This window comes from Nannocystis sp. (assembly GCF_016714285.1).
Classification (GTDB): Bacteria; Myxococcota_A; Polyangia; order Nannocystales; family Nannocystaceae; genus Nannocystis.
Window position 1 is genome coordinate 200,149 of the sequence record NZ_JADJNN010000004.1, and the last position, 22,028, is coordinate 222,176.

The following is a 22,028-nucleotide window of genomic DNA, read 5'->3' on the forward strand; positions in this document are numbered from 1 at the left end:
GCCGCCTGCAGGCGCTCAGCGATCAGCTCGGGCGCGACGAAGAATTGCTCCGGCGCCGCCACCAGGTCGCGCTGGGCCACGCGGCGCCCGTGCTGCTCCACCCACTCGCCGTGCTGTTCCGTGGCCAGCCCCGTCAACGCCTCCGGCTCATCGATGAACCAGCGCGCCTCGTCCGGCAGGTAGTCCCACAGCGGCACCATCCCCGCGTGGTACAGCGGCGTCAGGGCCTCCTGGCCGAAGAACGACACCCCGCCCTCGAGGTCCTCGATCACCTGCCGGCTCTTGCTGGACGGCGCCCCGATCGCGTCGGCCAGCGCCAGCACCCGCGGCCGCAGCGGCCCCGCGATCGTCGCCACCGTCTCGCGCACCGGGTGGATCGGGCAGTGATCGATCGGCCGCAGGCTGCGCTGCGTGTCCGGGTCGAACAGGCCGCATGCGCTCGATCTCCACGTCGTCCAGCTCGATCCGCACCGGGAAGCGCAGGCTCGCGACATACACGTCGATCACCCCGCCGCGGACCGCGTAGCTGCCCGGGTCCTCGACCACGTCGACGCGCAGATAGCCGGCCCGCTCGAGCGTGGCGATCGCGTCGTCGCGCTCGATCAGGTCCCCGCGCGACCACCTCGTGCACAGCCCGAGCAGGGCCGCCGGCGCGATCACCCGCCGCAGCAGCGAGCGCACGCTCGCCACCACCAGCCGCGGCGGATCGCTGTGCGCGTCGACCAGGCGGTGCAGCGCCGCCAGCCGCAGCGCCACCGCCCGCGGGTCGGCGCCGGTGTCGGCGTAGGGCGAGACGTCGATCTCCGGCACCACCAGCACCGGCCCCTCCACACCGACCTCGCGCTGCCCCGCGCCCATGAAGAATGTCGCGTCGATCGCCAGCGCCCGCGCGGCCGCGTCGTCCGCCGCGACCGTGAACACCGGCCCCTCCGCGCGCGGATCGAGGGCCGCCTGCGCCAACAAGTAGCCGCGATAGCCGCCGACCGCACCGACCACCCGCAGCGGCCGGGCCTCGCGCAGCGCCGCCAGCACCCGCCCGACCGCCCCATCGACCCCACCGGCAATGCCGCCGGACCCACCTGGCCCCGACGAAGGTTCACGCGACGAGTGATGACTGACAGGCGGCTTGCGCATGCGCGAGGGGGGACGCGGGCGGTCGAGCAGGCTAGCCGTCTGCGCGCGCGGCGGGGTACCCTATGCCGGTGACGCGACCGCGAGACAAGTCGAGCCAGTGGGAGCCCGCACACGCCCACCGCAACCGCCGCACGAGCCGCCCTGAGGCCGCGCCTGGCTCGCGCTCCCTCGCCACCACCTCACTCTCGCGGACGAGCGCCGCGCTCTCGCTGGCTTCGCTGCTCTCCCTGGCTTCGTTGCTCTCCCTGACCGCCTGCGCCGGCGCCACGCCGCCGGCCAGCGACAGCCCTGGCGACAGCCCCGGCACCAGCCCCACCGCCGCGACGCCCGCCCCGGCCGGCCTCGCCCAGGCCCGGGCCGCCGAGCAGACCCGCAAGATCATGGAGGCCGTGGCCAAAGCCCGCGCGTTGCCCGTGACCGGCAAGGTCGGGGTCGAGGTCATGCAGCGCGCCGAGATCCGCGACTTCGCGAAGACCGCGATGTACGAGCACCACAGCCGCGAGCAGATCCGGATGTTCACGCGCATCGAGTCGGCGATGGGCGTGCTGCCGCTCGGCTCCGACGGCGAGGCCATCCTCCTCGACATGCTCGAGACCGGCGTGATGGGCCTCTACGAGCCCAAGAAGAAAACCCTCTTCATCGGCACCCACGTCAGCGACGGCCAGCTCGACATGGTCGTCGGCCACGAGATCGCCCACGGCCTGCAAGACATGCACTTCGGCCTCGAGCGCCTGCAGCAGCCGATCCGCGGCGACAGCGACGCCGAGGCCGCGCGCACCTACCTCGTCGAGGGCGACGCCCAGGCCGCCTACCTCGCCTGGGTCAGCGGCGCCGCCGGCCTCGCCAGCATCAGCCCCGAGGTCATGCTCGTCACCGGCAACCAGGCCCTCGACCTCGCCGACCTGGTCGACTACCCCGTGCTCGCCCGCTCGCTGCAGCTGCCCTACGCCGACGGCGCCATGACCGTCGCCGCCCTCGTCCGCGCCCAGGGCTGGCCCGCCGTCGACGCCCTCTACACCACCCTCCCCACCACCACCGAGCAGATGCTCCACCTCGACAAGCTGCTCGCCCGCGAGGCCGCCGTCGCCGTCGTCGCCGACCCAGCCGCCCTCGCCGCCCACCTGCCCGGCCAGCGCGTCGTCTGGCAGGACAACCTCGGCGAGGCATCCCTCCTCACCATGCTCGCCGACGTCGAGCCCGCGCCGGTCGCCCGCGCCGCCGCGGCCGGCTGGGGCGGCGACCGCTACCTCGCGCTCGAGCGCGACCCCTTCGGCGCCGCCCCGCTGATCGTCGGCCTGATCGCCTGGGACAGCGAGGCCGACGCCGAGGAGTTCGCTACCACCTTCCGCCTCTACCTCGAGAAGGCCATGCCCGACGCCTTCATCCTCCAGCGCCGCGGCGACCAGCTGCTGTTCGCCGCCCAGGTCCGCGACGCCGCCACCCGCGACGCCCTCGCCACCCACGCCTGGTCCGCCTTCACCGTCGCCGGCAAGCCCGCCGGCACCCGCATCACCAGCAAGCTCGCGCCCGCGGGCACCACCGCGGGCCGGGCCGCCAGCTGACCCGGAGGACATGTCCCATGCGCCAGGCCAGCCTGTCCCCCGCGACATGTCCCATGCGCCAGGCCAGCCTGTCCCCCGCGACATGTCCCATGCGCCAGGAGCCGACATGACCCGCCTGCGCGCCGTGCACCGCCTCGTGCGCGCCGTGCAGCGGCGCGAGCGGCTCGCCGAGGCCACCCGCCTGCTCACCGGCGTCGCCCTCCCGCTCGGCCTCCTGATCGCCGCCATCGCCATCGCCGGCCTGCGCCGCTTCGCCGGCCCTGACGCCGCCGACTCCTTCCTCGCCTACCTCCCGTGGCTCGGCCTGCTGCCCGCGCCGCTGCTGCTGCTGTGGGCCGCGCTGCGCCCCCGCCACGCCCGCCACGCCGCCCGCCGCCTCGACCACCACTACGCCCTCCACGACCTCCTCGGCGGCGCCGTCGAACTCACCACCACCACCACCAAGCCCGACGCCGACCCGCGCAGCCAGGACCTCATCGCCCTCGTCAGCGCCGACGCCGAGGCCGCCGCCGCCGGCCTCGACCCCCGCCCCGTCGTCCCGCTCCCCCGCCCCGGCGCGCGCGACCTCCTGCTCGGCTGGCTCGGCGCCCTGGCTGTCCTCGGGGCCATGTTCGTCCCGCCCGCGCCCGCGCCCGTCATCGCTATCGTCGACGGCCCCGGCGCGTCGCTCACCGCCGTCCCCGTCGCGCTCCGCCCCGCCCCCGACCGCGCCCTCGCCGAGCCCCTGCGCGAGGATCTTCGCACCTTGGTCGGCGGCCAGGACAGCGCCGCCAAGATCGCCGAGGCCATGCTCGAGGTGCTCGACGCCTTCACCCGCGGCGAGATCGACCGCGCCGCCGCCTTCGCCCGCCTGGAGCAGCTCGAGCAGGAGCTCGCGCAGGCCGAGGCCGAGCTCGAGGCCAGCGAGGACGCCGACCCGGCGATCCTCGCCGAGGGCATGCGCGAGCTCGCCGAAGCGCTCGAGCAGGAGGCCATCACCACTCCGGCCGGTGAGGCGCTCGCCCGCGGCGAACCCGACCGCGCCGAGCAGGCCCTCGCCGCCGCCGAAGACGCCGCCGCCAGCAACGAGGCCGACATGCAGTCGCTCGAGCGGGCCATGGCCGCCGCCGAGAAGGCCCTCGGCAAGGCCGCCGGCGAGAACACCGACACCGCCGCCCAGCTCGCCGAGGCCGAGCGCCGCCTCAAGCGGCAGCAGAAGCAGCCCGCCGCCGACCCCGAGGAGCAGGAGCGCCGCCTCAAGAAGCAGCAAGACCGCGTCGACCAGCTGCGCCGTCAGCACGAGAAGGAGAAGGAGGCCCAGCGCCAGCTCGATCAACTGCGCCGCGACGCCAACGACGCCAAGTCCGGCAGCAAGGGCAAGGAGCAGCAGAAGCGAGCGCTCGAGAAGCTGCGCCGCGACGCCAGCGACACCGCCCGCAAGGCCCAGCGCTCGCGTCGCCTCGGCCAGGCGAGAGACGACATGGAGGAAGCCAAAAGCTTCCTGCGCCGCGCCGGCAACGGCGACAAGCAGGACCAGAAGCGCCGCGAGCAGATGCAGCGCTTCGCCAAGGCCGCCAAGGGCAAGCGCGGCGACAAGCAGAAGGGCCCGACCATGCTCGTCGAGGGCGACATCGGCGACAGCGGCGAGCCGATCGAGATGGATAGCGGCGACGATCAGGGCGACGGCGACGGCGACGGTCAGGGCGACGGCGACGGCGACGGCGACGGCGACGGCCAGGGCGACAGCGCCGGCCAGAGCCAGGCCGACGGTCAGGGCCAGGGCGACGGCATGGGCCAGGGCAGCCAGGACCCGCTCGCCGACCCCACCGGCATCAAGGCCAAGACCAAGGCCGTGCGCGTCAACCCGCGCAAGGGTCAGGGCACCACCCGGGCCGAGGTCATCCGCACCGCCAGCCAGGAGGGCTTCGCCAACGCCAGCTACCGCGACGTCTTCACCGACTACAAGAGCTTCGCCCAGAGCAGCATCGACAACGAGTCGGTCCCCGCCCCGCAGCGCCGCCGCATCAAGCGCTACTTCCAGATGATCCAGCCGCGCCGCTGACAGCGATCAGGCCGGCGCACGAGACAGCGATCGCGCCGCTGACAGCGATCGAGCGGCCGCGCGCGCGGCCAGCGTCCCCCGGGGCAGCACACTCGCCGCGCGCGAACCCCCGCGGCCGCATCCGATATCCTGCCGCCATGCGCACTGGCTGGCTCTCCCCCGTGATCGTCGCGCTGCTCCTCCCGGCCTGCAAGGACGGCGAGAGTGACAGCAGCACCTCCACCAGCGATCTCAGCGACGGTCCCACCAGCGATCCCAGCAGCGCCACCGACCCCTCGGGCCCCACGAGCGACACGCCGACCAGCACCGATCCCAGCACCACCACCGACCCCACCGCGACCACCGACCCCACCGCCACCACCGGCGTCGACCCTGGCGAGGTCATCGAGCCCGGCGACCCCGGCCCCGGCGACGTCAACTTCACGATCCGCGTCGACACCGACGTGCACCCGATCAGCCCCCGGATCTACGGCACCAACCAGCCGCACGACCTCGCCAAGGCCCAGCGCGGCCTCGGCATGATCCGTCAGGGCGGCAACCGCATGACCGCCTACAACTGGGAGAACAACGCCTCCAACGCCGGCTCCGACTACATGCATCAGAACGACGACTTCCTCGAGTCGGCGCTCATGGTCGACGGCAGCATCCCTGGCGAGGTCGCGCGCGCGGCCACCCAGACCGCCCTCGACGCCGGCGCCGACATGCTGCTCACGATCCCCGTCTGCGGCCACGTCGCCGCCGACAAGGACGGCGGCGGCGACGTCAACCAGACCCCGAACTACCTGCAGACCCGCTTCCACCCGACGATCGCCACCAAGGGCGCCGCCTTCAGCGACCCGCCCGACGCCAACGACGACAAGGTCTACCAGGACGAGTTCGTCGCCTTCCTCAAGTCCCGCTTCCCCGACGCCTTCGTCGGCGACGACGCGCACATCCTGTTCTCGATCGACAACGAACCCGACCTGTGGTCTGGCACCCACCCGCGGATCCACCCGGACGGCGTCGGCTACGTCGAGCTCGCCGACAAGAACCGCGACTTCGCGGCCGCCGTCAAGGCCGTCGCCCCCAACGCCACCATCGCGGGCTTCGTCTCCTACGGCTTCGCCGGCTACCAGAACCTGCAGGACGCCCCCGACGCGATGGGCGACGCCATCGAGTATTACCTGGGTCGCATGCAGCAGGCCGACAGCGACGCCGGCCTCCGCCTCATCGACGTCCTCGATCTCCACTGGTACAGCGAGGTCTACGCCAACGGCCAGCGCATCACCGGCGACGACAACTCCGACGCCTCCGCCGAGGCCCGCATGCAGGCCCCACGCTCGCTGTGGGACCCGAGCTTCCAGGAGGACTCCTGGATCGCCAACGACGTCCTGAACGCCCCGATCCGCCTGATCCCCTGGCTCAAGGACAAGATCGCCGCCCACTACCCCGGCACCGGCATCGGCTTCAGCGAGTACAACTACGGCGGCGGCGGCCACATCTCCGGCGCCATCGCCCAGGCCGACGTGCTCGGCATCTTCGGCCGCGAAGGCGTCGCCCTCGCCGCCTACTGGCAGCTCTCCGACCAGGTCAGCTACATCGACGCCGCCTTCCGCGTGTTCACCAGCCACGACGACAACGGCGCCCACTTCGGCGACACCTCCGTCTCCGCCCTCACCAGCGACCCCGCAACAACCTCCGTCTACGCCAGCTACGACGCCCAGAACCCCGGCCGCACCGTCATCGTCGCCATCAACAAGACCGCAGGCCCGCTCACCGCCGCCGTCACCCTCGCCGCCTACGCCGACTACAGCAGCATCGCCGTCTGGCAGCTGCGCGACGCCGGTCCGCAGCTCACCAGCGTCCCCGGCCCCGAGCTCGCCGCCACCAACGCCTTCCTCTACAGCATGCCCGCGCGCAGCGTCTCGGTGCTGGTCCCGGCCGAGTGATCACTTCACGCAGGTCCACATCACCCACTTGCACACGATCGGCCCGAGCCCGTCCTGCCCGCAGTTGCCCGCGCCCTGCCACGCCCCTGCGTGAACACCATCTGCCCGGGTTGGTGCAGCTGGTGTTGCCCTGGTTCAGCCCGCACACCAACCCGCCGTCCCGCCCCACAGCCCGACCGTCGCGTAGCCGAGGTTCTGACAGATCTTCACCGGGTGGTACTGGCCCTCGAAGTTGGCCGAGATCCACGCCGTGTTGGCGTCCGCCGTGCACACCACCCACGGCGAGCCCGTCCCCGGATCGTTGCCCTGGTCGCACTTCTTGGGCCCCTGCGCCTCCTTCTTGCACCCCGACGAGCACCCGTCGCCGCCGTTCGCGTTGCCGTCGTCGCACTCCTCGCCCGCCTGCGTGTTCACGTTCTTGTCACCGCACTTCACGCTCGTGCAGTCGCCGTCGCAGCTGGCCGACTGCGCGCCGGTGTCACAGTCCTCGCCCGCCGCCGCGTTCGCCACCCCGTCCCCGCACTTCGACACCGTGCAGTTCGCGTTGCACTGCAGCGACGCCCCGCTGGTGTCGCACTGCTCGACCCCGCCGTACACCACCCCGTCGCCGCACTTCGCCGTCGTGCACGCGTTCAGGCACGCGTCGAAATTGTTGGCGTTGCCGTCGTCGCACTGCTCGCCCGGCTGCGCCTTGCCGTCGCCGCAGCTGCCCGCCTGGCAGGTGTTGCTGCACGCGTCCGCGTCGTTCTGGTTGCCGTCGTCGCAGCCCTCGACCCCGACCTGGACCACACCGTCGCCGCACTTCGCCACCTGACAGTTGTTGCGGCAGCCGTCCGCGTCGACCTGGTTGCCGTCGTCACATGCCTCGACCCCGACGTTGACCGCACCGTCCCCGCAGGCCGCCAGCGTGCAGTTGCTGCGGCACGCGTCGTCGTCGGCGACGTCCCCGTCGTCGCACTCCTCGCCCATGTCGACGACCCCATCCCCGCACCCGGGCGGCGGCGGCGGCGGCTCGCTCCCCCCGCTGAGCCCGCTGTCCGAGCTGCCCTCACTCGCCTCGCCGGTCGCCGCCCCGCTACCCGTGACGCCCCCGCCCGTCGGCTCGTCCGGCGCCCCGCTCGTCCCACCCGCCGTCGCAACCGACCCGCTGTCGTCCGCCGAGTAGCCGAAGGGCCCCCCGCCGAAGCCCTGGCTGGCCTCGTACTCGCCGGAGCTGCAGCCGCCCAGCGCGAGCCCGATGAGGCCGATGAAGCCGATGAAGCCGATGAGGCCGCAACAAACGAGGGACTCGCGCACGCTCGGGACCGTCTTGGACCGCATCACCCCGCCTTTTGCCGCGCGCCCGCAGCAGCGTCAAGCCCGAACCCCCCCTCGCCTCGTCAGGAGACCTCCAGCGCCAGGCGATCACCCGTCGCACTCGATCCAATCCCACAGGCAACGTGCTCGCACGGGTCCCCCGTCCCGGCGCCCGCGCACGCCCGACCCCCTCGTCGCCCGCGTGTCGCTCGTGTACACGAGCGACACGCCGGTCCGCGACCCCTACCTCGTCCGCCGCCTCGACCACCCGCTCCTGGGCGACGCCTACCTGGCGACGCTGCTCGCCAGCGGAGCCGCGTTCGCCGTCGCCGGCTGGGGCCTCCTGATGGGCCTGCTCTGCGGCATCGCCCTCGGCGTCCCGGCGATCGCCCTCTGCGCCTTCGTGCTCCATCGCCTCGCGCGCCACGACCCCCGCGGCCTGCGCTCGCGCCTGCTCACCTGCCTCACCCTCGGCAGCGTCGTCGCCACCGTCACTGTCCTGTGGGTCGGCCTCCCGGGCCTGCTGATCGGCGCCGCCCTGGCCGCCCTCACCGGCGCCCGCGCCCTGATCCGCGATCGATCTGTCTTCAAGGACAGGCCGCTAGCTGGACCCGACGACGCCCCCGCGATCGCCCCGCGCCCCGGCGCTTGACCTGTCCCGCGAGGCCAGCCGCAAGCTCACAGCCCGCGCGCCCACTCGGGCCGCAGCAGCACCTGCCCGGCCAGCGCCCCGTCGATCGTCTCGACGATGCGCTCGCGGTCCTGCGGCAGCCGACCAGCCAGCGGCAGGTAATTCGACGCGTGGTTGGTGCGGAACACCGCGTCGCTCGGGCGGGCCCGGTCGACGATCGTGCGCAGCTCCGCCAGCATCCCGTCGACCCCCGGCAGCACGTAGCGCCCCGTGCTCTGCAGGCGATACAGCGGCGTCCCCGGGACCACCGTGGTCGTCAGCGCCGCGAAGTACTCCGGGTCCATCTCGGTGATCAGATCGGCGGTCGCCGCCGCGTGCTCCTGCGCCCGCGCCGTGCCGGCGATCCCCAGCAGCACGATCATGCTCAGCTCCATCCCGGCCGCGTGCGCGCGCCGGGCAGCTTCGACGTGCTCCGCGTGGCTCGCCCCCTTCGCGATGCGCTTGAGCGTCGCGTCATCGCCCGACTCGGGGCCGATGTAGAGCCGCGTCAGGCCGCGCTCGCGCAGCGTCGCCAGCTCCTCCGGCGACTTCTTCAGCAAGTTGCTCGCGGTCGCGTAGCACGACACCCGACGCAGCTTCGGCAGCCCCGCGCGCGCCGCGTCGAGGATCGCCAGCCACGACTCGGTGGCCATCCCGAGCGCGTCGCCGTCGGCGACGAACAGCTTGTCGAGGCGCTGCCCCGCGATCGCCACCGCCGTGCGCAGGTCCTCGAGCACGTCCGCCAGCTCGCGCTCGCGGTAGACCTTGTCGCGATACATGTCGCAGTAGGTGCAGCGGTTCCAGGAGCAGCCGATCGTGGCCTGGAGGATGTACGCGTCGCTCTCGGACGGCGGGCGATAGACCTTGCCTTCGTAGCGCATAGACGGCGCAAACAGCGTCCCGGCGATTCTACGCGCCCATTTCGCCGGGACGGCCGCGCGCGACATGGGGGAGCTCACGCGCGACGAAACCGCGCCCGGACAGCTGCCCTGTCGTCGCATCTGCAATTTCTCGTCGTCGCAGAAATCGGCCCGCGATCGAGACCGGTCGGACAGTGGTCCGCGTGTATGCTGTCCGCCCGCCCCTCGACATGACGATCTCCGAGACGCAAGCCCAGCTCGAAGCGATCCAGCACAGCCTCGACCTCCTGATCCGCGAGATCCAGCAGGTCATCGTCGGCCAGGACGACGTGCTCCGCGGCATCCTCACCTGCCTCCTCGCCGGCGGCCACGGCCTGCTCGAGGGCGTCCCGGGCCTCGGCAAGACGCTGATGATCCGCACCCTCGCGTCGGCCGTCGACCTCTCCTTCGCCCGCGTCCAGTTCACCCCGGACCTCATGCCCGCCGACATCGTCGGCACCTCCGTCCTCATCGACCGCCCCGACGGCGGCCGCGAGCTCAACTTCCAGCCCGGCCCGGTGTTCGCCAACATCCTCCTCGCCGACGAGATCAACCGCGCCACCCCGAAGACCCAGTCGGCCCTGCTCGAGGCGATGGCCGAGGGCACCGTCACCGCCGCCGGCAAGACCCGCCCGCTGCCCGAGCCCTTCCTCGTGCTCGCGACCCAGAACCCGCTCGAGATGGAGGGCACCTACCCGCTGCCCGAGGCCCAGCTCGACCGCTTCCTGTTCAAGATCGACGTCCCCTTCCCCAGCGAACAGGACCTCCTGCAGATCCTCGAGCGCACCACCGGCCAGCGCAACCATCAGGCCCGCCCCGTGCTCAACGCCCAGCAGCTGCTCGGCATGCGCAGCTTCGTCCGGGCGATCCCCGTCGCCCCCACGATCAGCCGCTACGTCGTCCGCGTCCTGCGAGCCACCCACCCCGACGACCCCCACGCCACCGACCTCGTCAAGCGCTACGTCCGCTTCGGCGGCAGCCCGCGCGGCGCCCAGGCGATCCTCCTCGCCGCCCGCATCCGCAGCCTCATGGCCGGCCGCAAGACCCCGTCGATCGACGACGTGCGGGCCGTCGCGCCCCAGGCCCTGCGCCACCGCGTGATCCTCAACTTCGAGGGCGAGGCCGAGGGCGTCGCCATCGACAAGGTGCTCGCCCAGGTGCTCACCGGCGTGCCCACCGACTGAGACCCTCCATGGCCTGGTGGAAGCGCAGCGCGCCGACGCCTTCGGCCCTCAACGACGAACCTGTCCCCGAGGCCAGGTCACTCGCCGGCGCCCGACCGAGCCATCACCAGGGCCCCAGGCGCGCCGCCGGACCCGACGACGTGTTCGACGACGCCTTCCTCGCCCGCCTCGAGCTGCTGCAGGTCATCGCCCGCCGGCTGTTCCGCGGCCGCCAGCGAGCCGAGCGCAAGACGCGAAAGGTCGGCAGCGGCCTCGAGTTCGCCGACCACCGCGAGTACTCCCCCGGCGACGACATCCGCAACCTCGACTGGAACGTGCTCATGCGCCTCGGCCAGTCGCTCATCCGCCTCTACGAGGAGGACGAGGACCTCCCGATCCGCATCGCCATCGACGTCAGCGAGTCGATGCAGACCTCCGGCGGCGGCAAGCTGCGCTACGCCAGCCAGGTCGCCGCCGCCCTCGCCTACGTCGGCCTCGCCAACCTCGACCGCGTCGGCCTCACCTGCATGAGCCGCAAGGTCCACAACAGCCTGCCCGCCGTCCGCGGCAAGGGCCGCATCTTCCGCGTGTTCGACTTCCTGCGCGCCGCCCCGCGCGGCGGCACCACCGACCTGCGCGCCGCCTGCTCCCGCCTCGCCGCCGAGAGCGTGCAGCCCGGCCTCACCGTCGTCCTCTCCGACTTCTACGACATGGACGGCGCCTTCGACGGCCTGAACCTCCTGCGCTTCCGCAAGCACGAGCCCGTCGCCATCCAGATCCTCGACCCCGCCGAGGTCCACCCCGAGCGCAGCGCCCTGCGCGGCGACGTCAGCCTGGTCGACTGCGAGGGCGGCGACCCGCGCGACGTGACCCTGAGCCCCGCCACCCTGCGCGCCTACGCCGAGGCCCACGAGAGGTTCTGCGGCGCCCTCGCCAGCAGCTGCCGCGCCCGCGGCATCCCCTACTTCCGGGCCGAGATCGACGTCCCCTTCGACGAGCTCGTCCTCCGCATGTTCCGCCTCGGAGGCCTGCTGCGATGAGGCGCCCCGACCACCGCTGCACCGCGCACGCGCCCGGCCCCGGAGGCCCGCGATGAACCTCGCCGGCTGGACCCTCGCCGAGCTGCTGCCGCTGTTCGCCGCCGGCGCCACCGCGATCACGGCGCTCTACCTGCTGCGCATGCGTCGGCGCCAGCTGGTCGTCCCCTTCGCCGCGCTGTGGCGTCAGGTCACCCGCGAGAGCGACACCCGTCGCCTGTGGCGCAAGCTCCGGCGCATGCTCTCGTGGCTGCTGCAGCTGTGCCTGCTCGCGCTGCTCTGCCTCGCCCTCGGCGACCCGCGCCCCTCCGCCTGGCTGCGCGACCCGGTCACCCTGGCGATCGTCATCGACCGATCGGCCAGCATGGGCGGCCCCGCTGGCGACGGCACCACCGGTACGGCCGACCCCGCCAACCCCGGCCTCACCCGCCTCGACCTCGCCGTCCGCCGCGCCCGCGCCGAGCTCTCCGCCCTCGGCCCCGTCGACCGCGCCCTCGTGATCACCGCCGGCCCCGAGGTCGCGGTCCCCGGCCCGCTCGGCCGCGACAGCGACCCGCTCCTGCGCAGCCTCGAGGGCCTGCGCCCCGCCGCCGGCGAGGCCGACCTCGGCCGCGCGATCGCCCTCGCCCGCAGCGCCCTCGCCGGCCAGCCCGGCGGGCGCATCCTCGTCCTCAGCGACGGCGCCCTCGACCCCGCCGGCGCCGCCGCGCTCGCGGCCTGCACCGCGCCTGTCCCCGAGGACATGTCCACCGGCACAGGTTCACAAGCTGTCCCCAAGGACAGCCCCGCCGACGCAGGCCCACAAGCTGTCCCCGAGGCCATGTCCCCCGGCACAGGTCCCGAAGCCCAGCCCGATCGCCCCCCGCGCTGCCAGCTCGCCCGCGTCGGCGGCCCGGTCGACAACGTCGCCATCACCGCCTTCGCCGCCCGCCGCTACCCCGAGGACCGCGAGCACGTCGAGGTGCTCGCCGAGGTCCACAACCTCGGCGACGCCGCGGCCGAGGTCGTGCTCGAGGTCCGCGCCGACGGCCTCAGCGTCGGCCGCCGCACCCTCACCCTCGCCCCCGGCGAGCGCCACACCGAGGTCCTGCGCGACCTCGACGCCGCCCGCACCCGCCTGCTCGCCCAGCTGTCCCCGGGGCCAGGTAGCAGCGCCGCCGCCCTCGGCCCCGCCGGCGACGACCGGGCCCACGCGATCGTCCCGCCGCTGCGCCCCTTCAAGGTCGCGCTCATCACCGAGGGCAGCGACCTGTTCCTCGAGGCCGCCCTGCTCACCCTGCAGGACCACATCCAGCTCACCGGCATGGGCCCCGCCGCGGTCCCGGGCAACCCCGCGCTCGCCGAGGCCGACCTCGTCGTCATCGACCTCGGCGCCGAGGCCCTGCCGAGCCCGCTGCCCGCGCAGGACCTGGTGATCTTCGACCCGCTGCGCCGCGCCGACGGCCCGAGCCCCTTCACCAGCAACGGCGAGCTGACCCGCCCCTTCCTCACCGAGCAGGCGCTCGGCCACCCGCTGCTCGACGGCGTCGTCCTCAAGGACGTGAACCTCGCCCGCGCCACCCGCCTCGCCGCCCTGCCCGGCGACCAGGTGCTGATCCGCAGCCTCGGCGACCCGGTCGCGCTGCTGCGCCACGAGGCCGGCCAGGACGACGGCAGCAGCGCCCGCACGATCGTCGGCTTCGGCTTCGACCCGCGCCAGAGCGACCTGCCCCTGCGCACCGCCTTCCCGCTCCTGGTCGCCAACCTCGTCACCTACTTCGAGCAGGCCCGCCCCGGCTTCGTCGCCAGCGTCCCCGTCGGCGCCGCCCGCCCACTCGCCGTCGCCGAGCTCGGCCTGGCACCCGAGGGCCTCGGCGCGGTCGAGGTCGCCGGCCCCGAACCCCTCGCCGACGGCACGAGCCCCGACCTCGCCGCCGACGCGCCCCTCCCCACCGCCCGCGTCCCGGTCGACCGCGGCGTGTTCCGCCTGCGCGCCCGCGAGCCCGGCATCTACCGCGTCACCGCCCTCGACGGCCCCGCCGCCGGCGCCACCGTCCTGCTCGCCGTCAACCAGGCCAGCGCCCCCGCCTCCGACCTCCACGACCGCATCGACGATCTGGAGCTCCCCCCGGAGGCCAGCGCCGGCGACCCGCCCACGCCCCTCCCGGTCGGCGAGGGCCCCCTGTGGACCCTCCTGCTGCTCGCGGCCGCCGCCCTCATCGCCCTCGAGTGGGCCACCTACCACCGGCGGGTGACAGTATGAGCCCGCAGCACCACCTGTCCCCGCGGTCAGCCCACCTGTCCCTCCAGACAGCCGGTGCACACCTGTCCCCGCGGACAGACCACCTGTCCCCACGGACAGCCCACCTGTCCCTCCAGACAGCCGGTGCACACCTGTCCCCGCGGACAGACCACCTGTCCCCGCGGACAGCCAACCTGTCCCTCCAGACAGCCCAGGAGCCCGCGTGCTGAGGCCGCTGCTCGCCCTCCTGCTCGGCCTCGCCGCCGCCGCTGCGCTGCACAGCTACGGCCCCGAGGTCGCGCCGCTGCAGCTCCAGCTCCCGCCCTGGCTGGCCGCGCGCCTGTCCGCCAGCGGCGACCGGGACCTCATCCTCAGCCAGCCCGCGGCCCTGTGGCTGCTCCCGCTCGCGCTGCTGCCCTACCTCATCGTCGTCGCTCGCCGCTCGCTGGTCGACCTCCACGGCTGGCAGGTCGCGCTCCAGGCCGTCGTGCGCCTGCTGGTCCTCGCCGGCCTCGCCCTCGCCCTCGCCATCCCGACCCTGCAGGCCCCGCGCCGCGGCAAGACCGTCGTCATCGCCGTCGACGTGTCCGCCAGCGTCGACGACGACCAGCTCGCCGCCGCCCGCTCGCTGGTCCGCGAGGCCATCACCGCCGTCCAGGCCGAGACCGGCGACCGCGAGGACCGCACCCGCCTGCGCCTGCTCAGCTACGCCGCGGCCGCCCGCGCCGTCCCCGTCAGCGCCGACACCGACGCCAGCCACGATCGACCTGTCCCGAGAGCCAGGCGGCGGTCTGGCCAGCGATCACGCCGGCGCGCTCCACCTCGCGGAGGCGCTGCTGGACCCCGACACCGAGGGCCGCGTCGTCCTCATCAGCGACGGCGCCGGCAGCGTCGCCGAGCGGGCCGACCTCGCCGCCACCGCCCGCGAGCTCGGCGAACGCGGCCTCACCCTGCACACCCGCAGCTTCCCCCCGCGCGCCCGCGGCGACGTGCTGGTCGAGGCCCTGCACCTCCCCGCCGAGCTGCGCGTCGGCCAGACCTTCGACGTCACGATCGACCTGTGGGCCAGCGCCCCGGCGACCCTCACCCTGCGCCTCGACAAGGACGGCCAGCCGAACCCCCTCGCCCCCAGCAGCGAGCTGATCCTGCGCGGCGGCCCGCAGCAGATCAAGCTGCCCGCCCGCGCCAGCGCGCCCGGCCCGATCGTCTTCACCGCCAGCCTCGACGCCGCGGCCCTCCCCGCCGAGCAGAACCGCAGCCCCGCCAACGACCGCGCCGCCGTCGTCGGCGAGGTCCGCGGCCGCCCGCGCGTGCTCCACCTCGGCGACGCCGACGAGTCCAGCGCCCTCCCCCGGGCCCTGCGCAGCGACCACCTGCAGGTCGACGCCGTCGCCCCCGAGGCCGCCCCCGCCAGCGCCGAGGGCCTGCGCCCCTACGACCTCGTCGTCGTCTCCGACCTCCCCGCCCGCCGGGCCAGCGGCGCCCTGCAGCAGGCGATCGCCAAGTACGTCAACGACGGCGGCGGCTTCATCATGGTCGGCGGCGAGCGAGCCTTCGGCGTCGGCGGCTGGGGCGGCACCGTGATCGAGGAGATCCTTCCGGTCCGCTTCGAGGGCGAGCGCCAGCGCGAGCAGCCGACCCTCGCGCTCGTCCTGGTGATCGACAAGAGCGGCTCGATGTCCAGCGAGGACCGCCTCGACCTCGTCAAGGAGGCCGCCCGCGCGACCGCCAGCACCCTCGACCCCGGCGACGAGCTCGGCGTCATCGCCTTCGACTCGCGCCCCTACACCCTCGTCCGCCTGCAGCCCGCCGCCAACCGCATCCGCATCGCTGGCGACATCCGCCGCCTCAGCGCCGGTGGTGGCACCAACGCCCTGCCCGCGCTGCGCGAGGCCTACCTCCAACTCGTCGGCTCCAAGGCCCTGGTCAAGCACGTCATCCTGCTCAGCGACGGCCAGTCGCCCGAGGCCGGCGTCAACACCCTGCTCGGCGACATGCGCGACGCCGACATCACCGTCTCCGCCGTCGGCGTCGGCGCCGGCGCCGGCAAGGACTTCCTCGCCCGCGTCGCCGAGCGCGGCCGCGGCCGCTACTACTTCTCGCAGGACGGCACCGACGTCCCCCGCATCTTCAGCCGCGAGACCCGCGAGGTCACCCGCAACGCCGTCGTCGAGCGCGACCTCTACCCCCGCGTCGCCAAGCGCGTGCAGCTCCTGCGCGGCCTCGACTTCGAGCGCGCCCCCGGCCTCTCCGGCATCATCCCGCTCAAGCTCAAGCCCCTCGCCGAGCTCATCCTCCGCACCCACCTCGGCGACCCCCTGCTGGTCCGCGGCCGCCGCGGCCTCGGCCGTACCGCCGCCTTCGCCTCCGACGCCCAGCCCCGCTGGGCCGCCCGCTGGGTCGCCTGGGAGGGCTTCGGCAAGTTCTGGGCCCAGCTCGCCCGCGACACCATGCGCCAGGGCGCCGGCACGCTCGGCGGCGCCACCCTGCGCGTCACCCCCGGAACCGACGAGGGCAGCTACAGCGTCGTCGTCGACGTCGACGCCGCCGAGGGCTTCGTCAACGACCTCCACGGCGAGCTCCTCGTCATCGACCCTTCACAACCCGCCGGCAGCGACGCCCACACCGCCCGCCTCCCGATCGCCCTCACCGCGCCCGGCCGCTACGAGGCCACCGTCCTCGGCGTCCACGCCGGCCAGCGCCTGCTCAAGGCCCAGCTCCACGACGAGGGCCAGAGCCCGCGCCGCCTCGCCGCCGAGGCCATCGGCCAGGTCTCCGTCCCCTACCCCCGCGAGCTCGCCCCCGATCAACAAAACGCCGATCCCGCGTGGCTCGCCAGCCTGTCCCCGGAGACAGGTACCCACAGTGGCTCGCTCGGCCCCGTGCTCTCGACCCCCGGCGCCCCGAAGGGCACGCGCACCCGGCCGATCTGGCCCGAGGTCCTGTGGGCCCTGGTCCTCCCGCTGCTCCTCCTCGACCTCCTGCTGCGCCGCGTCGCCCTCGGCCGGCCCGCCCGCGGCCGCCTCGGCTAGCTCCGGGTCGTCGCACGAGCTGCTGGCTGAACGAGCGGGCGGACGACGTCGCACGAGCGACCGGCTGAACGAGCGGCGCGGACGACGTCGCACGAGCGACCGGCTGAACGAGCGGCGCGGACGACGTCGCACGGGCCGCTGCGGTCCGGCTGGGCGCCCGCGCAGGCTCGAGAAGCCGGATGTCCGAGAGGGGGGTCGCCCTCAAACACGGCCTGACACACCGTCGCCGGGGCGATATCCGGGTCTACGCCGGACTCGGTCGACCCCCCTCTCGGCCCTCCGGCACGGCAAGCCTCCGCTAAAGGACGGTACGGTCGGCCTCGCCGAAGCCGGACCGCACCGGCCCTGAGGGCGCAACCTGGCCACACAAACATGTCCCTTGCGACAGCTCGAAGGCTCCGTGGTCGAGGCCCACGTCGGCAGGATCTCCGGCATCGATCGTGCGCGCCATGGGCGGCCACTGCTGCTTGGGCCCGGCCTGCTTCGACACCGCGATCCCCCCGCTACTTGAGCACATCATCCGAACGAGCATGTCGTAAGGGACATGTTCGTGAGACCATGTCACACCCTCAGGGCCGCTGCGCTCCGGCTCTCCGAGCTAACATGTCGTAATGGACATGTTCGTGAGGCCATGTCTCGCCCTCAGGGCCGCTGCGGTCCGGCTTCTCGGCGACGCCGACCGCACCGTCCTTGAGCGGAGGCTTCCCGTGCCGGAGGGTCGACGGGGGTCCGGACGGAGTCCAGGGGCGCCGATGACAACGAAGTTGTCATGAGGCGAACCCGCCCTGTTTGACGGCCGGACCCCCGTCGACCCTCCGGCTTCTCGAGCCTGCGCGGGCGCCCAGCCGGACCGCAGCGGCCCGTGCGACGTCGTCCGCGCCGCTCATTCAGGCAGCGGGCCTTGCGACGTCACCCGCGCCGCCGATCGTTCACCCGCTGCGCCCTCCACAAGCCGGAGTCACTCGAGCGTCGTCTTGAACTCACGCGCCGGCTTGAAGCGCACCGTCGTCGCCGCCGCGATCTCGATCACCTCGCCCGTCTTCGGGTGCAAGCCCGGCCGCGCCGGCTGGGCCTTGATCGTGAAGGTGCCGAAGCCCGGGTGGCTGTAGCGCCCCTCGCTGCGCAGCGCCTCGGCGATGCCCGCGAACGCCGCGTCGAGCACGCGACCGATCTGTCGCCCGCCCAGCTCCGCCGCCTCACCCGCCGCCTCGTCGCCGCCCAGCTGGCGCTGCACGTACTCGATCAATTCCCGTCGCGTCATGGCGCGCGCAGCCTAACACGCTCGTCTGGGGTCTGCGGCACCCGACCAGCCCGCGTCATTCATGTGCCGCAGATTACAAATTCATCCCAATCGTCCGCTCGCCAAAATAATTTGCAGCTGCAATGAAGGGACGGGCCTGGTCACTGCATATACGGCCAGCTTGCGCCAGGTCGGGCGATCCCTAGAATCGTAGACCTGGCTCCAGGAGCCACTCACCGGGAGCCCCCGGGAGTCCCCGGGCGTTCCCTCTCAAGGAGTGAGTCAGGATGATCAGCACCACAAAGTTCGCGCTGGGCTTCGCCCTCAGCCTCCTCGCCGGCACCACCGTCCTGGTTCAGCCGACCGAGCCCGTCGGCGGATGGTTCGGCAACTGCCTCCGCTGCGAGTGGGACCCGTGGGGCGGGCCGGCCTACTGCGCCGTGTCGTCGGGCACAGGCTGGTGGGGTTGCCTCGCCGTCGGCTACAAGTGCACCCAGGGCGGCAGCCCCTGCGGCAAGAAGCCCGGCGGCATCTATGCCGGCCAGACCGCGCCCGCGCCCTCCGACCTGTCGCCGTGAGCGCGGGGCCACCATGCAGCGCAAGCGCCTCCTCTCGATCGCCGCTGGCCTCGTCAGCGTGTGCGCCCTCGTCTCGCTCGCCGTCTACGGGGCGCTGCCGGGCAGCCGCGGCGCCCGCGGCCGCCGCGACGGCGAGGCGCGCGCGGCCCCGGTGTACGCCTCGTACTTGCAGGTCGTCGGCGTCAAGCCGATGGACTTCGACCGCGTCAGCAAGGGCAGCCGCCGCGACGGCGCCGCGTGGGTGCAGGGTGAGGTCGACCTCGACCTGGTCCGGGCCCACGCCGACGCGGCCCAGGACCTCGACGTGCTCGCCCGCAGCGACGAGAAGTGGATCCCCACGCAGACGTGGAAGCTGCGCCACGGCGGCGCCTCGCCGTTCGCCGTCGCCAAGGAGCACTGCTCCATGCAGCACCTGGTGCGGATGGAGCACACCTGCAAAAACGACGTCGACGTCGTCGTCGAGCGCACCGCCCCCGGCCTGGGCCGCGTCGTCTACGCCCGCCCGAACCTCGCCGACGACGCCGACGACGAGTGCCACGCCTACGCCGACTGCGTCGCCCGCAACGCCTGGCTCGGCCGCGAGAGCCCGCTGCCCGCCGACGCCGGGCCGCTGCACGGCTTCAAGGCCGGCGACGTGCACTTCCCGGTGCAGGGCGGCAAGGCCGAGCTGCGCGCCGGCTTCCAGGACGGCATCGACCTGTGCAAGCGCAACCTCCTCGCGCTCTCGCGGCTCGACCAGCACGACCCGATCATCACCCAGAACATCACGCTCAACGCCGACCTGCTCGAGCAGCTCGAGTGGCTGATGAGCCTTTGATGCCTCGCCGGAGCAGCTCGCATGGCTGGCTGCCGTCGCAACGCGAAGGCTGGATGAGCCTGTGATGCATCGGCTCCGACGTCAGCGCGCCCTGATCCTCGGCCTGCTCGCCGGGGCCGGGGTCGCCGTGCTCGTGCAACGAGCCCTCGACCCCGCCCGCTGGATCCCCGCCGACATCGGCCGCGTCTACGTCGTCGGCACCTGCTCCTACAGCCGCGTCGCCGTCGACATGCTGGCCGCCGACCCCACCGCGCCGTGGGTCGCCCTCCCGCTCGACGTCGAGACCCCCGAGTTCGACGGCCCCGTCTGTCACGCCACCCTCGCCCGCCTGCGGGCCGCCGGCAGCTGGTGGCTCGCGCTGCTGCCCGAGGCCCGCGCCTGCGCCCGCCTGCAGGACTGGGCCGGCCGCCGCTACGCCCAGGAGACCCCCGCCCAGGGCTTCCCCGCCTGGGTCGACGGCGCCGGCGAGTTCCTCGGCTTCGGCGTCGACCCCCAGCAGATCGCGAGCCTCGGCCTCACACCGACGGCGAAGATCGTGCGCTTCTGGGTCGAGGGCGGCTACGACAGAGCGCTGGTCGAGGGCCTCGGCTTCACCGTCCCCGAGGGCACCGAGCAGGGCCTGCCGATCCGCAGCCCGCACGTCGAACCCGAGCCGCACCGCTGAGTCGTCACCGCCGCGGGAGGTGAACAGGACGCGGTCCGAGCCGCACCGCCGAGTCATCACCGCCGCGGCGCCGCGGGATGTCCCTCGGGCCAGGTCTCGCGCGCGCCCTGCAGGACCACGAAGCTGTACGCGAAGCAGGCCATCGCCGCGAGCGCCGGCAGCCGCGAGCCCGACGCGATCGCATAGCCTCCGTGCAGCAGAGCACACCCGGCGAACAACCACGCCCGCGGTCCCGGGGCCAGCCACGCGAGCAGCCGCGCCGCCGCGACCGCCGCCGCGATCACCCACGCCAGCAGCCCCCAGACCCGCAGCGGCACGCCGGGCCAGCTCCCGGTCGCCAGCCCCGCCAGCACCGCGTCGATCACGCTGTGGCCGTCGAGCAGGTCGAGCAACGGCAGACAGGCACAGGCGATCCCGAACCACCGCGCTCCGCGGCGCAGCGCCGCATCCTCCCAGCGGCGGGTCAGCCCCGCGAGCGGCAACGACGGCCCATCCACGCCGGGCCAGCATAGCAAGGCGTGCCCGGGCCCGCGGAGGTCAAGCGCCCCCGTTCGTGGCTCGGCGCCAGCGCGGACGCCCACGCGCGCGTGCGAGCCTCGCCCGAGAACGCCGATCCGCCTGAGATCACGGGTCCCCTCGCCGTGAAAGCCCGGCCGAGTATCATGAGCCGCCATGCGCGACGACGACGACGACGACGGCCTCCAGGCCGCTCCCCGACCGGCCTACGCCAGCCGGGCCACGCGGGTGATCAACACGCCGCCTGCCCGAAAGGCCAGCTTCGCCAGCACCTTCAAGGCCATCTTCCACGAGCTGCGCCCGATCTTCGCCGCCTTCGACCGCGACGGCCTGCTCTGCGTCGCCGCCCGCGAGAACGGCACCATCGCGTCCTACGTGCACCTCCCGATCCTCAGCCAGGAGGGCGCCTTCGGGGTGATCGGCCGCCACGAGTGCTGCGCCCTCACCCTCCTCGACGAGGAGGTGTCCCTGCGTCACGCCCTGGTCCGCGTCACCCGCAGCGCCGGCGACGAGGTCCGCGTCCGCCTCATCGACCTGGGCTCGAGCAACACCTTCCACACGGAGGACAACCAGGCCTGCAAGTCGGTCATGGCCGAGGGCCCGATGTTCATCAACCTGCTCGGCTACCAGCTGTTCCTGCTGCCGACCGGCAGCCTGAACCCCTGCGCCTGGTCCGACGACGCCGAGACCACCTGGCAGTCGTTCCCGGAGCGGGTCTACTTCGACCACCGCATGCCCGAGCGCATGGTCGGCCGCCCCGCCGCCCCGCCGCAGCGCAACCGCCGGCACACGTACATGACCCTGCTGCCCGCGGCCCAGCACCTGCGCGCCCGCCCGGGCGCCGGCGGCGACGCGGTCGGCACGATCTTGCTGTCGGCCGAGAGCACCCAGATCGCCCACCGCGTGTCGCACGAGGACCTCGAGCGCGGCGTCCTGATCGGCCGCTACGAGCGCTGTCAGCTGGCCGGCGCGACCGGCAGCCTGTCGCGCGTGCACCTCGTGCTGCTGCTCGACAGCGGCGACGTGTGGGCCGTCGACACCGCCAGTCTCAACGGCACCCTCGTCGAGGGCCAGCGCATCTCCGCGATCCAGCTCGACCGCGAGATCGAGCTCAAGCTGCCCTCCGGCATGGGCATGCGCTGGGTGCCCGAACACATCCCGCCCGGCCAGTGACCCCGGGCAGTGACCCCCAACGATCCCGACAGCGCCCGGTCAGTGACCCCGCGCAGC

General features: G+C 73.5%; 18 protein-coding genes. 12 read left to right on the top strand and 6 right to left on the bottom strand.

Features of this window, described 5'->3' with window-relative positions; genetic code table 11:
- Positions 1-147: 147 nt before the first annotated feature.
- Entirely contained in the window at positions 148-1,134 is a 987-nt protein-coding gene (locus IPJ59_RS11800; RefSeq protein WP_293271595.1) for a hypothetical protein, read from the bottom strand.
- A gap of 68 nt (positions 1,135-1,202) precedes the next feature.
- Between IPJ59_RS11800 and IPJ59_RS11805 the strand changes: the two genes are divergently transcribed.
- The 3 genes from IPJ59_RS11805 to IPJ59_RS11815 all read left to right on the top strand — a co-directional run bounded on the left by IPJ59_RS11805 (position 1,203) and on the right by IPJ59_RS11815 (position 6,665).
- Positions 1,203-2,696, top strand: a complete 1,494-nt coding sequence (locus tag IPJ59_RS11805) for a hypothetical protein (protein ID WP_293271597.1) — start codon at positions 1,203-1,205, stop codon at positions 2,694-2,696.
- 10 nt (positions 2,697-2,706) lie between these two features.
- Complete coding sequence (locus tag IPJ59_RS11810; RefSeq protein WP_293271600.1) at positions 2,707-4,737, top strand: coiled-coil domain-containing protein; 2,031 nt, start codon at positions 2,707-2,709, stop codon at positions 4,735-4,737.
- Positions 4,738-4,874: 137 nt separating this feature from the next.
- Entirely contained in the window at positions 4,875-6,665 is a 1,791-nt protein-coding gene (locus tag IPJ59_RS11815; protein WP_293271602.1) for a glycoside hydrolase family 44 protein, read from the top strand.
- Positions 6,666-6,800: 135 nt separating this feature from the next.
- Here IPJ59_RS11815 and IPJ59_RS11820 read toward each other — a convergent pair whose 3' ends face one another.
- Positions 6,801-7,961, bottom strand: coding sequence for a DUF4215 domain-containing protein (locus IPJ59_RS11820; protein ID WP_293271604.1), 1,161 nt, complete (start codon positions 7,959-7,961; stop codon positions 6,801-6,803).
- A 202-nt stretch (positions 7,962-8,163) separates the two neighbouring features.
- Here IPJ59_RS11820 and IPJ59_RS11825 point away from each other — a divergent pair, with 202 nt between their 5' ends.
- Complete coding sequence (locus tag IPJ59_RS11825; RefSeq protein ID WP_293255921.1) at positions 8,164-8,613, top strand: hypothetical protein; 450 nt, start codon at positions 8,164-8,166, stop codon at positions 8,611-8,613.
- 26 nt (positions 8,614-8,639) lie between these two features.
- Here IPJ59_RS11825 and IPJ59_RS11830 read toward each other — a convergent pair whose 3' ends face one another.
- On the bottom strand, positions 8,640-9,512 hold the full coding sequence (locus IPJ59_RS11830) for a radical SAM protein (protein ID WP_293255918.1): 873 nt from the start codon (positions 9,510-9,512) through the stop codon (positions 8,640-8,642).
- A gap of 209 nt (positions 9,513-9,721) precedes the next feature.
- On the opposite strand from IPJ59_RS11830, the gene IPJ59_RS11835 reads away from it, so the two are divergent.
- The 3 genes from IPJ59_RS11835 to IPJ59_RS11845 are packed head-to-tail and all read left to right on the top strand — an operon-like array spanning position 9,722 to position 13,972.
- On the top strand, positions 9,722-10,714 hold the full coding sequence (locus IPJ59_RS11835) for an AAA family ATPase (protein ID WP_463673358.1): 993 nt from the start codon (positions 9,722-9,724) through the stop codon (positions 10,712-10,714).
- Positions 10,715-10,722: 8 nt separating this feature from the next.
- Complete coding sequence (locus IPJ59_RS11840) at positions 10,723-11,733, top strand: DUF58 domain-containing protein (RefSeq protein ID WP_293271608.1); 1,011 nt, start codon at positions 10,723-10,725, stop codon at positions 11,731-11,733.
- A gap of 52 nt (positions 11,734-11,785) precedes the next feature.
- The gene (locus IPJ59_RS11845) at positions 11,786-13,972 is read left to right on the top strand and encodes a vWA domain-containing protein (RefSeq protein WP_293271610.1); all 2,187 of its coding nucleotides are present in this window, start codon (positions 11,786-11,788) and stop codon (positions 13,970-13,972) included.
- Positions 13,973-14,685: 713 nt separating this feature from the next.
- Here the strand turns inward: IPJ59_RS11845 and IPJ59_RS11850 are convergent.
- Positions 14,686-14,907 carry a hypothetical protein gene (locus IPJ59_RS11850; protein WP_293271613.1) on the bottom strand — a complete coding sequence of 74 codons (222 nt, stop codon included), beginning with the start codon at positions 14,905-14,907 and terminating at the stop codon, positions 14,686-14,688.
- A gap of 33 nt (positions 14,908-14,940) precedes the next feature.
- Here IPJ59_RS11850 and IPJ59_RS11855 point away from each other — a divergent pair, with 33 nt between their 5' ends.
- Entirely contained in the window at positions 14,941-16,983 is a 2,043-nt protein-coding gene (locus IPJ59_RS11855) for a VWA domain-containing protein (RefSeq protein ID WP_293271615.1), read from the top strand.
- A gap of 958 nt (positions 16,984-17,941) precedes the next feature.
- On the opposite strand, the gene IPJ59_RS11860 is transcribed toward IPJ59_RS11855, so the two are convergent.
- Positions 17,942-18,244 carry an HU family DNA-binding protein gene (locus tag IPJ59_RS11860; protein ID WP_293255903.1) on the bottom strand — a complete coding sequence of 101 codons (303 nt, stop codon included), beginning with the start codon at positions 18,242-18,244 and terminating at the stop codon, positions 17,942-17,944.
- 266 nt (positions 18,245-18,510) lie between these two features.
- Between IPJ59_RS11860 and IPJ59_RS11865 the strand changes: the two genes are divergently transcribed.
- From IPJ59_RS11865 to IPJ59_RS11875, 3 genes are all read left to right on the top strand, one after another.
- Positions 18,511-18,801 (top strand): hypothetical protein, encoded by a 291-nt coding sequence (locus IPJ59_RS11865; protein ID WP_293255900.1) that lies wholly within the window; start codon positions 18,511-18,513, stop codon positions 18,799-18,801.
- A 13-nt stretch (positions 18,802-18,814) separates the two neighbouring features.
- Positions 18,815-19,618: a hypothetical protein gene (locus IPJ59_RS11870; RefSeq protein WP_293255897.1), complete on the top strand. Its 804-nt coding sequence runs from the start codon at positions 18,815-18,817 to the stop codon at positions 19,616-19,618.
- Between the two features lie 64 nt (positions 19,619-19,682).
- Positions 19,683-20,282 carry a hypothetical protein gene (locus tag IPJ59_RS11875; RefSeq protein WP_293255894.1) on the top strand — a complete coding sequence of 200 codons (600 nt, stop codon included), beginning with the start codon at positions 19,683-19,685 and terminating at the stop codon, positions 20,280-20,282.
- 56 nt (positions 20,283-20,338) lie between these two features.
- On the opposite strand, the gene IPJ59_RS11880 is transcribed toward IPJ59_RS11875, so the two are convergent.
- The gene (locus IPJ59_RS11880) at positions 20,339-20,779 is read right to left on the bottom strand and encodes a hypothetical protein (RefSeq protein ID WP_293271618.1); all 441 of its coding nucleotides are present in this window, start codon (positions 20,777-20,779) and stop codon (positions 20,339-20,341) included.
- A 175-nt stretch (positions 20,780-20,954) separates the two neighbouring features.
- On the opposite strand from IPJ59_RS11880, the gene IPJ59_RS11885 reads away from it, so the two are divergent.
- The gene (locus tag IPJ59_RS11885; RefSeq protein ID WP_293271620.1) at positions 20,955-21,971 is read left to right on the top strand and encodes an FHA domain-containing protein; all 1,017 of its coding nucleotides are present in this window, start codon (positions 20,955-20,957) and stop codon (positions 21,969-21,971) included.
- Positions 21,972-22,028: the final 57 nt, after the last annotated feature.

Coding starts and splice junctions, on each gene's coding strand:
- IPJ59_RS11800 (WP_293271595.1), bottom strand. CDS start 1,134: ATGCGCAAGCCGCCTGTCAGTCATCACTCGTCGCGTGAACCTTCGTCG.
- IPJ59_RS11810 (WP_293271600.1), top strand. CDS start 2,707: ATGTCCCATGCGCCAGGCCAGCCTGTCCCCCGCGACATGTCCCATGCG.
- IPJ59_RS11815 (WP_293271602.1), top strand. CDS start 4,875: ATGCGCACTGGCTGGCTCTCCCCCGTGATCGTCGCGCTGCTCCTCCCG.
- IPJ59_RS11830 (WP_293255918.1), bottom strand. CDS start 9,512: ATGCGCTACGAAGGCAAGGTCTATCGCCCGCCGTCCGAGAGCGACGCG.
- IPJ59_RS11835 (WP_463673358.1), top strand. CDS start 9,722: ATGACGATCTCCGAGACGCAAGCCCAGCTCGAAGCGATCCAGCACAGC.
- IPJ59_RS11840 (WP_293271608.1), top strand. CDS start 10,723: ATGGCCTGGTGGAAGCGCAGCGCGCCGACGCCTTCGGCCCTCAACGAC.
- IPJ59_RS11845 (WP_293271610.1), top strand. CDS start 11,786: ATGAACCTCGCCGGCTGGACCCTCGCCGAGCTGCTGCCGCTGTTCGCC.
- IPJ59_RS11860 (WP_293255903.1), bottom strand. CDS start 18,244: ATGACGCGACGGGAATTGATCGAGTACGTGCAGCGCCAGCTGGGCGGC.
- IPJ59_RS11865 (WP_293255900.1), top strand. CDS start 18,511: ATGATCAGCACCACAAAGTTCGCGCTGGGCTTCGCCCTCAGCCTCCTC.
- IPJ59_RS11870 (WP_293255897.1), top strand. CDS start 18,815: ATGCAGCGCAAGCGCCTCCTCTCGATCGCCGCTGGCCTCGTCAGCGTG.
- IPJ59_RS11875 (WP_293255894.1), top strand. CDS start 19,683: ATGCATCGGCTCCGACGTCAGCGCGCCCTGATCCTCGGCCTGCTCGCC.
- IPJ59_RS11885 (WP_293271620.1), top strand. CDS start 20,955: ATGCGCGACGACGACGACGACGACGGCCTCCAGGCCGCTCCCCGACCG.